The following is an 11,090-nucleotide window of genomic DNA, read 5'->3' as shown; positions in this document are numbered from 1 at the left end:
CCCCTGCCCCTGCCCTACCTAACGATAAACTTAACAATGTGAATAAAATCCCAAATCCCAATTCGGTATTATGCCATTAATTAAAGTGCAAACTTCTGCAACTGCTCCTGAAAAAGCTGAAATTGAATCAATGCTTTTAAACTTATCAGCCAAGTTAGCAAAACATTTGGGAAAACCAGAATCTTATGTAATGACTGCTTTTGAGCCAGAAATCCCCATGACCTTTGCAGGGAATACAGACCCGGTTTGCTATATTGAAATTAAGAGTGTTGGCACAATGAAACCAGACCAAACCGCAGCAATGAGTCAGGAATTTTGCCAGCAAATTAACCAAACTCTAGGTGTGCCGAAAAATCGAATTTATATAGAGTTTGCAGACGCTAAAGGTGCGATGTGGGGCTGGAACGGCACAACCTTTGGGTAATTTCCCGTCTTCTTGGGTCAAGACTAAGTTAATCTGGCAGGTGTAGGATAGAGATCCTACATCAACTCTTGACTTTTTATGTCTGCTACGCCTCTTGTATCTCAAGTTGAGTTACACAACCCAATAAAATCAGAATTAATTCCTCCCCTTCTCGGTGCTTCTCTTGCGGAGTTAAGCAATTGGGTGCAGCAACAGGGACAACCTGCTTATAGAGGAAAGCAGCTGCATGAATGGATCTATGACAAGGGAGTGCGATCGCTAGCTGATATTTCTGTCTTCTCCAAGCAATGGCGGAAGGAAGTAGCAGAAATCCCCATTGGGCGCTCAACTTTACATTACCGCTCTGTGGCTCCCGATAGCACAGTCAAATTTCTTTTACGATTAGCAGACGATCAAATTATTGAAACTGTTGGCATCCCCACTTTTGCAGAAGCGGGAGATGGCGCAAAATCCCGTTTGACAGTTTGCGTCTCTACTCAGGTGGGTTGCCCAATGGGGTGTGATTTCTGCGCTACTGGAAAAGGAGGCTACAAGCGTAACCTAGCACGGCATGAAATTGTTGATCAGGTGTTAACTGTGCAAGAAGATTTTCAGCAACGGGTTAGCAATGTAGTGTTTATGGGGCTAGGTGAACCGTTGTTGAATACTGAAAATGTCCTAGCGGCGCTGAAATCCCTGAATCAAGATGTCGGTATTGGGCAGCGATCGCTTACAGTTTCTACAGTTGGTATTCGCGATCGCATCCGTCAGTTCGCGCAAAACAATTTGCAAATCACGCTTGCTGTTAGTCTCCACGCACCCAACCAAGCACTGCGGGAAAAACTCATCCCCAGCGCCCGCGCCTATCCTCTAGAAGATTTGCTAGCTGAATGTCGGGAATATGTGGAAATTACTGGACGCCGCGTTACCTTTGAATATGTTCTCCTCGCTGGTGTCAACGATTTGCCAGAACATGCATTGGAACTGTCAAAGCGTCTGCGAGGATTCCAAAGTCATGTGAATTTGATTCCTTATAATCCTATCCAAGAAGTAGACTACAAACGCCCCAACCGCGATCGCATTCAAGCATTTGTCAACGTCCTTAAGCAACAAAATACTGCCGTTAGTGTGCGTTATTCCCGTGGTTTAGAGGCTGATGCTGCTTGTGGACAACTCAGAGCAAGTAAGAATTAAACCTCTTGCAGTCAATTTTATGAATAAATATAGAACCGCAGATAAACGCAGATGTATCCTGAGAATTATCTCTGTTTATTTATGGTGTAAAACCGCCTGAAATCTCTTTTTAAACCTACTCGCCGGAGATACATGGATTACGGAAATCCGGCAACTCATCTAAAAATGTGAATGTATAATTTAATTAAGATGAATATCTAAAAAAGGATATTTTTATGCCAAATCAAGATAATGCACTGAATATTTAGAGAACGTTATGGGCTAAAAAATACAAGTGTGTTAGTGTAACCCACCAAAGGCATCGCGCAAGCCCTAACGGTGAATCAAGCATTCGCTTTAGTTAGCTATTTCAAGCCCCTGCATTTATAGCTTTTCTTAATCAAGTGAGGGACATCATAGCCTTTTCTCGAAGAACGGGGAGGCGGTTGGGGTGGGGTTCTGTACCTATAGGGCAATTATAAATAATGTTGACATTTTAAGGGTTTAGCGATCGCTAAACCCAACCTGTAACAATTGAGGAAATAACTGCATGTTGAATCGTTTATTAATGGTTAAAGCATGGCTACTATTGATTGTGCTTGCAAAAGCTTTATCAATTAATTCTGCTGCCTATGCACAAATAATTCAGACAAATCCTCAGCAACCTGAGTCTTTTCAAGAAAGAATCAGACAACAACAAGAGCAGCAAACTCAGCAAACACAAGAGCAATTTAACGAAACATTACTTCGGCAACAGTTTCAGCAACCACAACTACAACAACAACAGAGACTACAACAGCAACAATTTACACAACAACGGCAAGAACTGATACGCCAGCAACAACTGAGACTACAACAACAACAATTTAGACAACAATGGCAAGACTTTACACAACAGCAACAACTAAGAATACAACAGCAACAACTCAGACAAGATCAACAAATTAGACAACAGCAACAATTCAGATTACAAGAACAGATACGACAGCAACAACTCCGACAACAGAAGAACAACCTGTGAAATGTTCAAATTTGTTGATAAGTAACTTTATTATTAAAAATTAGAGAATATATTCTCTAATTTTTAATTTTTAATGACTGGCGCTGTGCATAAATACCTGGGGCGTAAGCCTCAATTACTTTACCAGTGCGAGTGCAACTAATCATCAAATAGTCACAACTAGAGCATTGTGTTCGAGTTAATTGACTATCATAAATGTAATAGCGTTCAGCTTGGCAGCCGCAATTTGGGCAGTAAATTTTTTGTACTGTCTGCATTTTAAAACCCCTGGTTGTAACTATTTTTTATTTGAGAAAACTGCCAGTGAAACTAGCGAAATTTTTGATTTGACCCAACTTAACAAACTGTCTTAATATTGGCTGATTATTTTAAACAAAATTTCAGATTTGAAGGATTTACGATATCTTTGTATATTATCCTAATATTTAGGTGATTTTACCCTCCCACTTTAGATACATAAATTGTTTTTTAATTAAATACTGCTTAGAGATTTACTGATCCCTATGACGAATGCCTTGAGAGAGACTTATTTACAGGCATTTCAGAGAAATACAAAAAAAGCCGTTCTTGTATTCAAAAATTAAATACCGAAAAATACTGTATATTTAGTAACAAAATATCTATCTTAAGATTTAGTTAATATTTGCTGGCAAGATTAAAACTAGTAAACTTCTAAAGCAACGACTTTTTTCGTTCGCAGTAGAACTTCAAAATCCGCTCAAAATTCTCTTGGCGTGTGATTTCTGCGCTATCGATTCAGTAATCAAGACTTAACACCCCAACTCTTGTAGGGTTGGGGAAGAGGTTCTTCCAGGATTACTAGGGATGAAATTGTCGCTCAGGTTTTGACTGTGCAAGAAGATTTTTAGTAACAGGTTAGCAATGAGTGTTTATAAGTATGGTGAACCGTTACTAAGCACTAACCCAAGTTGTGGGTTATTAACTTGCAAGATATAACTAGCCACTTGGGTTAAATATGGCATAAGTAGCTTTTCCCTGCCTTTTAGCTCGGTACATAGCAATATCAGCATCTTGCAGCAGAGTTGCTGGCTCCTCATAATGACTAAAATTCCAAGTAATACCAATGCTAGCTGTAGTAGATAATTGATATCCATTCAGGTTAAGTGGCAATCGTAAGGAGTCTTGAATCCGTTTAGCAACATTGGTAGCGTCGGTAATATCTTTAATATCCTCTAAAAGTAATGTAAACTCATCACCACCAAATCGTGCTACAGTATCACCACCCCGTAAGCACGACTCTAAACGTCTAGCGATCGCTACTAAAAAATCATCCCCTATTCCATGCCCAAAGCGATCGTTAATCTCCTTGAAGCCATCTAAATCTAAAAATAAAACTGCAAAATAATAATCGTTTCTGCGTTTGCTACGTTCAATTGTTTGTCTGAGCCGATCTAAAAATAAAACCCGATTTGGTAATTCTGTAAGCCCATCATAAAAGGCATTGCGGATCAGTTGCGCCTCTGTCTGTTTACGTTTGCTGATGTCTTGAAAAACAAAAACTGCGCCAGTAATATTGCCATTTTGCTCACGGATAGGTGCAACATTATCCCCAATCGTTATTTCTTTGCCATCTTTGGTAATCAATGTACAGTTTTCTGGTAAATTGAAAATTTCGCCTGATTCGATTACGTATCTAGCTAAATTTTCAATTATTTCTCCTACATCTTTGTCAACTAAGCTAACTACTTCTACTAAATCTTTCCCAAATGCTTCACTTTGCTTCCAGCCAGTGATTTGTTCTGCCTTGGTATTCATCATTTGAATACAACCATTAGCATAAGTCACAATCACTGCACAGCCCATACTGTTGATAATTGCCACCAGCCTCTGTTTTTCTTCGTATAATATTTTTTTGCTCTGATGTTTGTACAGAGCCATTTCAATCGCTAAATGTAAATCACTTTCAAGAAAGGGTTTAACTATGTAACTAAAAGGCTCACTTAGCTGGTTTTTTTGTAATTTTTTATATTCTGAACTCTCTGTTAAATATATTATAGGGATATGAAAATGATTCTGGATAATATCTGCTACGTTTACACCATCAATTTCCCCAGCTAGGCGGATATCAATTAGTACTAAATGTGGATGAGTTTCTGCTACCTTTTTTATTGCCTCTTTACCAGACTTAGCTATTTCTGAAACTGAATAACCTAATTTTTGTAAACTATTTCTAATATTTGAGGCTAGAATTTTCTCATCCTCAATAACTAGGATTTTGCGGGCGAACATGTTACAATAACCTGTTTGCTAAGGTTAAGATTTTTGCTGTGAGTATCAACTCATGTAAAATCTCATTATTTTATCATAAACAATCTTTAGCTATTCTATCGTCTTGCTTGATATAAATACTGAGTCACGATCAAATAACATCATTTTATTAAGCTCCAATAATTTCTGTATTTGTCAAAGCTAATTCTGATTATTTCATCAAGCTAATGTCAAGCTATTAACATTACACATAAATCCTTATGTAATTACTGGGAATCAAAAAGCAATTTTCATAAATTATGTAATAATTTTTCCGAATAAAATAAATACTATAGTATTTATGTATAAATTAATCAAGACAAAAAAATCATCAAATAACAACATAGTACTTTTATGTAAGTGAAAATAATCTAATGTGTTATTATTAATATAATAGTAGTCACTCACAATAATATTACTAAAAATTAATCATTGTCTGGAATTAAAAACTTTAATACCGCTTTGTCTGCAAATAGATTTTATCTCAGTCGGCGTCTAAATTACCGTCTGAAACTGTCTTAAATTTTAAATGGTAAGTGAAATAGTATTATTTAAAACCATTGATAGCAGTTTCCGTACAGATAGGGTACAGAAAAAAATAATTAACCATAGATGAACGTATATACTCGTAGGGACACACATCTTTGCATTGGTGTCAATTTAAACATAGGTTAACTGTAGGCTTCCTCACCCGCCTGGAACTAAAGTTCCAGGCTGATAGCTAAAGTCTACTAAAGTAGACTAAAGATTTTTGAGTGTATTTAGTCATCAAGAATAGATATTGAGAAAAGAATACCTTTTGAGCTTTAGAGATTGGACTTACTTTTAGTCACTTCAATGCTAATTTTGCCACCAAAGTCTGGAATAGGTGCGGCAGGTTTGCTGAGAGTGACTTGAACTTGTGTTACACGATCGCATTCTCGGAGAATAGAATCTGCAATCGTTGCTACCAATTTCTCCACTAAAGCAAACTTAGACGTTTTGACCAGATGTTGTATCAAGCTAATGACGCTGCGATAATCTAAAGTGTCTTCGATCGCGTCAGTCTTGGCCGCTGTGGAGATATCCAACCATAACCTCACATCCACCTCAAACCATTGTCCTAGCACCTGTTCTTCTGGTAGATACCCAGTGTAGCCATAGCAGCGAATTCCCGTTAAATGAATGCAGTCCATAAATGTTTGAGAGCAAATTGTGCATTTTGTAGAAAGTTGAGCAAGTTTGCTTGGAGATTTTCCTTACCACAAACTCGCGTGGCGGTGTTGGGTTCCATCTTTGCATTTGTCAAATCCCAGATGGATTTTAAATTGATCCCTAGAGAAAATCTAAAATTTAAGATTGTTTTATAGCTATGTTTGATTTAATGCCGATCGCTTATAAAAATGTTAATCAACTTTGGGCTTATATTTTAACAGAGACGCTAAAGCGGTTGGGATTGACTTGTGCTATTATTTGTCCGGGATCACGCTCTACACCCTTAGCGATCGCCTTTGCTCAACAAGCACCTAAGATTGAAGCGATTTCCATTCTCGATGAACGTTCTGCCGCCTTTTTCGCTTTGGGACAAGCTAAAGCAACCAGTCGCCCTGTAGTATTAGTTTGCACCTCTGGTACAGCAGGAGCAAATTTTTATTCAGCAGTCATTGAAGCCTCATATAGTCGCGTCCCACTGTTGCTATTAACCACCGATAGACCCCCAGAACTGCGAGATTGTCACTCTGGGCAAACTGTAGATCAATTGAGATTATATGGAAACTACCCAAATTGGCAAACAGAGTTAGCCTTACCCTCTGCTGATATGGGAATGCTAGCTTATCTGCGACAAACGGTAATTCATAGCTGGGAAAGGGCGCAAACTCCTACAAAGGGGCCAGTACATTTGAATATTCCCTTTCGCGATCCCTTAGCACCTGTTCCTGATGGAACTGACTTGAGTTATTTGCAATCACAGTTTCATCCAGAAGACTTTTTCGCAGGAATAGCAAGCAATACTCCACTCCCCATTCCCCATTCCCTACTCCCCATCCCCCAAGAATGGAAAGAATGTGATCGCGGCATTATTATTGCAGGTGTTGCCCAACCGTCGCAACCACAGGAATATTGTAGAGCGATCGCGCACCTTTCCCAAACTCTCAAATGGCCTGTGCTAGCTGAGGGACTCTCCCCAGTGAGAAATTACGCCGAACTCAATCCTTATTTAATTTCCACTTATGATCTGATTTTGCGAAATCAGCAACTAGCAAAGCAGTTAGCGCCCGAAATGGTGATTCAGGTGGGTGAAATGCCTACAAGTAAAGAATTGCGTAGCTGGATAGATGCAACCCAACCGCGACGTTGGGTAATTGATCCTAGTGACCAAAACCTCGACCCTTTGCACGGGAGAACGACGCATTTACGGATATCTGTAGAAGACATAAAAGTAGAGGAGAGAAATTTATCTTTATCCTCAGACTATGGAAAGCAATGGTGTGATGCGGAAGCTAAAGTCAGGTTAGTTGTTGACCAGACGATGGGGAAAATAGATGAAATCATTGAGAGTAAAGCAGCTTGGTTAATTTCTCAGATTTTACCGCCAGGAACGCCTTTGTTTATTGCCAATAGTATGCCTGTGCGGGATGTGGAATATTTCTGGAAACCGAATAATTTAGGAGTGCGATCGCACTTTAACCGGGGTGCAAATGGCATAGATGGCACATTATCCACAGCTTTAGGAATCGCCTATCGTCAGCAAAGTAGTGTGATGTTAACGGGAGATTTAGCGCTGTTACATGATACCAATGGTTTTTTAATCCGCAATAAGTTTGTCGGACATCTCACGATTGTGTTAATCAATAACAATGGCGGTGGGATTTTTGAAATGTTACCCATTGCTAAATTTGAGCCACCATTTGAAGAGTTTTTTGCTACTCCCCAGGATATTGATTTTGCTCAGTTATGCGCCACCTATAATGTTGAGCATGAATTAATTATTTCTTGGGAACAGTTGCAGCAAAAATTAAACCCACTTCCAACTAAGGGAATTCGGGTTTTGGAGGTGCGGACAAATCGCAAGGCCGATGCAAAATGGCGCAAGAATAATTTGGGGAAGCTTGCCGCAGATACGGATATTAAATGTTACTGAATAAAAACGTGAGCAAATTCATGTAATTTATCTTTTATCCACAATTTATGCAATGTCAATAGTTGATAGGAATAATATCCGTAAAATAAACTTCTTTATCTACATCATTAAACCTTACATAAGTTGTACTATTTGAACAACGAATGCCAACAAATTCACCAATACTATATTGTTGAAATTCAGATTATTTAACCTTACATTTATCACCAGGTCTAAAAGTATAGTTAGTTGAATAAGCGGGTGAGCCAGCTATAATTTCACTTTCATCAGAAAAAACGAGAGTAATAGAAGCCATAATTAATACCTATAGTTTCTCTTCATTATAGATGTTAACCTGTCCCAAAGGTTGTTGTCGCAAATCCCCCAACTCATCCAGATAAACCCGCTTGATTTGACCACTTGACAACAAAGCGCGGTGAATCGAACAGTAAGAAGGTTCCAGACTGCGAGAAACAAAAATTATGACCCCAAACTAGTCATCGTAACGAATCGAGTTACGGTAGAGAAGCAAAATACAACTCACTAAAGAAGCGGTGATACAGGTCTTCGTCCTTCTGAAACTGGACTTCAGCAAAAAAGACGGTTTTGGAAACTGCATTAGCGGGAGGTAAAAACACTCCATCAATCCGAAACGCCGTTTCTTTCACCTCAACCGATTCAAACTGGTAGTTTTGGGCTTCTGGGGGTGGTTCATCTACTAATTCAAATAGCAAACCGGGAAATTGCTTAAATAGTTTGTAGAAAATGGTGTTACGTCGCATTTTTATTCCTCAACACCCAGACAATTACCAGATTGTAAAGGCTTGAGACAACAATTTTAGCGTAGGCGTAGCCCACCGCAGGTATCGCATGTCCCTACGTCCGCGATAAAATTCTCAAGCACAACAGCGCACTCCATACCAATGCAAATTAACTGGCAAACTGCCAAAACCTACGAAGATATTTTGTATCAAAAAACTGATGGCATTGCGAAAATCACCATCAACCGTCCCCATAAGCGCAATGCTTTCCGTCCTGAAACAGTCTTTGAACTGTACGACGCTTTCTCTAATGCTCGTGAAGATACTAGTATTGGTGTCGTCCTATTTACTGGCTATGGCCCACATACCGATGGTAAATATGCCTTCTGTTCTGGTGGCGATCAAAGTGTGCGGGGACATGCGGGTTATGTAGACGATACTGGCATTCCTCGCTTGAATGTGCTGGACTTACAACGCCTGATTCGTTCCATGCCGAAAGTGGTGATTGCTTTAGTGGCTGGATATGCGATCGGTGGTGGACATGTCCTACACTTAATCTGCGACCTTACCATTGCCGCCGATAACGCTATTTTCGGACAGACTGGCCCTAAAGTCGGCAGTTTCGACGGTGGTTTTGGAGCTAGCTATCTCGCCCGCGTTGTGGGGCAAAAAAAAGCTAGAGAAATTTGGTTTCTCTGCCGTCAATATGATGCACAACAAGCCCTAGAAATGGGCTTAATTAATTGTGTCGTCCCAGTCGAACAACTAGAAGCTGAAGGTATTCAATGGGCGCAAGAGATTTTAGAAAAAAGTCCGATCGCAATTCGGTGTCTCAAAGCTGCGTTCAACGCTGATTGTGATGGACAAGCTGGTTTACAAGAACTTGCTGGTAATGCCACCCTACTTTACTACATGACAGAAGAAGGGTCTGAGGGCAAACAAGCGTTTCTTGAAAAGCGTCCACCAGATTTTCGCTCTTTTCCTTGGTTACCTTAAAACTGCAAAAATCGCACCTTGGTAAAGGGTGCGATTTTTATAGATATCAACGTTTACAGCACTAAAAATCTTAAAAAAAAATCTTATAAGTTAACTACAAAATTAGTTCAGTAATAATGGATGACTAAATAACGACTACTTTAGTCTTTAGCTGTTCAGATATAGAGGCAGCTATTTCCTCTACAGGGGCAACAGCATTGTCTAAATCTGAGACAAAGGAATGAGAAGATGTTAAAACTGGGGCTACATCTGGCAAACTCCAAGCATCTTCCAAGGTTTCCCAAGAAGGTGCAAAAGGTGGAAGCGCCAAAGAGCAAGCCTTCCAAGTTGCTTGAACTGGCGCTCCCAATTGCTGACACGTTCCGCCACGGCGACCCTCTGGCTGGTAATGACGGCAATATTTACAGGCAGATGCTAAAAATTTAATGGGTTTCATTTGGATTCATCTTTAGTGCCGTTTTCGGCTGAATTTCATCCTTATATTTTGCTTCTATATATAAAGACTGAGAAAAGCCAAAAAGCCATTATTTTCTATAGGTTTCAGCGATCCCAACGAAAAAATAAACTTTATGATATTTTTATATTCTTGTTATATTTTTCAATAATGCTTAGAGTGATTGCCTATGGATTTTGGCTAAAACTTATTAGGGATCAAGACTAAAACTCAAGCTTTTGATTTATCTAGCCTTTTAACTTCCTCCTTAAGGATAGCTAAAGGTATATAATTTCAGAGAAATAGTCTGCTTTGTATACCACATTAGACACATTTTAGCAGTAAAATATATTTTTTCTAAAGAATTAAAACTTCAATTTAAAACTGTTTAGCAGCACAGACAGAACAGACTTCCCAGCGCTGGAGTTCGCCGGGTGGGGTGGGAGATTGACACTGGGGACAAAGAGGTAAGCCATGCGATCGCGATCGCATGATCTTCGTCCAATGCCCAAAAGCAGCATTTACATCCTTAATGGGTGTTACATCAGGGCGGCTAATCTCATCACCAAGATAACTGGGATGCTCATGGGGCGAAACCGTTTGTTGCTGTTTTCTCTCCACCGATGGATTCTGCCAGTTAGCAGTAGAGAAGCGAATATCAACCAAAGGTGTTGACAGGTTTTTATTCAACTTTAAAAGCAGAGACGAGCGGCCAAAAGTCAAGTTTTGCGCCCAAGCAGCACTAGAAGTTGCTACCGACAAAACATCGCGCTGAATCGACAATGGTCGAGTATTTGCGGCAACCACTGGGCCAACAACTTCTGGCCAAAACTTGAGCAAGCGTTGAAATGGCTGCTCTTGCCATTTAGCCTGCTTTTCTAGAACGCCCAAAATATCATTAATTGATTTCAACGACATCATTCAAAGTGGGGAGT

General features: G+C 39.6%; 10 protein-coding genes and 1 pseudogene. 5 read left to right on the top strand and 6 right to left on the bottom strand.

The window, feature by feature from the left end:
• Positions 1–70: 70 nt before the first annotated feature.
• The 3 genes from ACFE90_RS30580 to ACFE90_RS30570 all read left to right on the top strand — a co-directional run bounded on the left by ACFE90_RS30580 (position 71) and on the right by ACFE90_RS30570 (position 2,597).
• Positions 71–424 carry a phenylpyruvate tautomerase MIF-related protein gene (locus ACFE90_RS30580; protein ID WP_375506102.1) on the top strand — a complete coding sequence of 118 codons (354 nt, stop codon included), beginning with the start codon at positions 71–73 and terminating at the stop codon, positions 422–424.
• Between the two features lie 78 nt (positions 425–502).
• Entirely contained in the window at positions 503–1,597 is a 1,095-nt protein-coding gene (gene rlmN, locus ACFE90_RS30575) for a 23S rRNA (adenine(2503)-C(2))-methyltransferase RlmN (RefSeq protein WP_375506101.1), read from the top strand.
• Between the two features lie 529 nt (positions 1,598–2,126).
• On the top strand, positions 2,127–2,597 hold the full coding sequence (locus ACFE90_RS30570) for a hypothetical protein (protein ID WP_375506100.1): 471 nt from the start codon (positions 2,127–2,129) through the stop codon (positions 2,595–2,597).
• A gap of 56 nt (positions 2,598–2,653) precedes the next feature.
• Here the strand turns inward: ACFE90_RS30570 and ACFE90_RS30565 are convergent, their stop codons facing one another.
• From ACFE90_RS30565 to folB, 3 genes are all read right to left on the bottom strand, one after another.
• Positions 2,654–2,854, bottom strand: a complete 201-nt coding sequence (locus ACFE90_RS30565; protein ID WP_375506099.1) for a replication restart DNA helicase PriA — start codon at positions 2,852–2,854, stop codon at positions 2,654–2,656.
• Between the two features lie 700 nt (positions 2,855–3,554).
• Positions 3,555–4,847 carry a diguanylate cyclase domain-containing protein gene (locus tag ACFE90_RS30560; RefSeq protein WP_375506098.1) on the bottom strand — a complete coding sequence of 431 codons (1,293 nt, stop codon included), beginning with the start codon at positions 4,845–4,847 and terminating at the stop codon, positions 3,555–3,557.
• Between the two features lie 824 nt (positions 4,848–5,671).
• Positions 5,672–6,040: a dihydroneopterin aldolase gene (folB, locus tag ACFE90_RS30555; RefSeq protein ID WP_375506097.1), complete on the bottom strand. Its 369-nt coding sequence runs from the start codon at positions 6,038–6,040 to the stop codon at positions 5,672–5,674.
• Between the two features lie 176 nt (positions 6,041–6,216).
• Here folB and menD point away from each other — a divergent pair, with 176 nt between their 5' ends.
• On the top strand, positions 6,217–7,986 hold the full coding sequence (menD, locus tag ACFE90_RS30550; protein ID WP_375506096.1) for a 2-succinyl-5-enolpyruvyl-6-hydroxy-3-cyclohexene-1-carboxylic-acid synthase: 1,770 nt from the start codon (positions 6,217–6,219) through the stop codon (positions 7,984–7,986).
• 337 nt (positions 7,987–8,323) lie between these two features.
• Here the strand turns inward: menD and ACFE90_RS30545 are convergent.
• A pseudogene (locus ACFE90_RS30545) lies at positions 8,324–8,747 on the bottom strand (Rpn family recombination-promoting nuclease/putative transposase); the annotation flags it as partial.
• Positions 8,748–8,888: 141 nt separating this feature from the next.
• Between ACFE90_RS30545 and menB the strand changes: the two are divergent.
• A complete protein-coding gene (gene menB, locus ACFE90_RS30540; RefSeq protein ID WP_375506095.1) occupies positions 8,889–9,722 on the top strand; it encodes a 1,4-dihydroxy-2-naphthoyl-CoA synthase in 834 nt (277 codons plus the stop codon).
• A gap of 124 nt (positions 9,723–9,846) precedes the next feature.
• Here the strand turns inward: menB and ACFE90_RS30535 are convergent, their stop codons facing one another.
• Together ACFE90_RS30535 and ACFE90_RS30530 are read right to left on the bottom strand one after the other, a co-directional pair.
• A complete protein-coding gene (locus ACFE90_RS30535; protein WP_375506094.1) occupies positions 9,847–10,158 on the bottom strand; it encodes a hypothetical protein in 312 nt (103 codons plus the stop codon).
• 375 nt (positions 10,159–10,533) lie between these two features.
• On the bottom strand, positions 10,534–11,073 hold the full coding sequence (locus ACFE90_RS30530) for a DUF721 domain-containing protein (RefSeq protein ID WP_375506103.1): 540 nt from the start codon (positions 11,071–11,073) through the stop codon (positions 10,534–10,536).
• Between the last annotated feature and the right edge of the window lie 17 nt (positions 11,074–11,090).

The sequence above is a fragment of the uncultured Nostoc sp. genome (assembly GCF_964245445.1).
Taxonomy (GTDB): domain Bacteria; phylum Cyanobacteriota; class Cyanobacteriia; order Cyanobacteriales; family Nostocaceae; genus Nostoc.
Note: the sequence above shows the minus strand (reverse complement) of the source record. Positions and strands in the feature narration are given on the sequence as shown.

Coding starts and splice junctions, on each gene's coding strand:
- ACFE90_RS30535 (WP_375506094.1), bottom strand. CDS start 10,158: ATGAAACCCATTAAATTTTTAGCATCTGCCTGTAAATATTGCCGTCAT.
- ACFE90_RS30560 (WP_375506098.1), bottom strand. CDS start 4,847: ATGTTCGCCCGCAAAATCCTAGTTATTGAGGATGAGAAAATTCTAGCC.
- menB (WP_375506095.1), top strand. CDS start 8,889: ATGCAAATTAACTGGCAAACTGCCAAAACCTACGAAGATATTTTGTAT.
- ACFE90_RS30530 (WP_375506103.1), bottom strand. CDS start 11,073: ATGTCGTTGAAATCAATTAATGATATTTTGGGCGTTCTAGAAAAGCAG.
- ACFE90_RS30580 (WP_375506102.1), top strand. CDS start 71: ATGCCATTAATTAAAGTGCAAACTTCTGCAACTGCTCCTGAAAAAGCT.
- ACFE90_RS30565 (WP_375506099.1), bottom strand. CDS start 2,854: ATGCAGACAGTACAAAAAATTTACTGCCCAAATTGCGGCTGCCAAGCT.
- ACFE90_RS30570 (WP_375506100.1), top strand. CDS start 2,127: ATGTTGAATCGTTTATTAATGGTTAAAGCATGGCTACTATTGATTGTG.
- folB (WP_375506097.1), bottom strand. CDS start 6,040: ATGGACTGCATTCATTTAACGGGAATTCGCTGCTATGGCTACACTGGG.
- menD (WP_375506096.1), top strand. CDS start 6,217: ATGTTTGATTTAATGCCGATCGCTTATAAAAATGTTAATCAACTTTGG.
- rlmN (WP_375506101.1), top strand. CDS start 503: ATGTCTGCTACGCCTCTTGTATCTCAAGTTGAGTTACACAACCCAATA.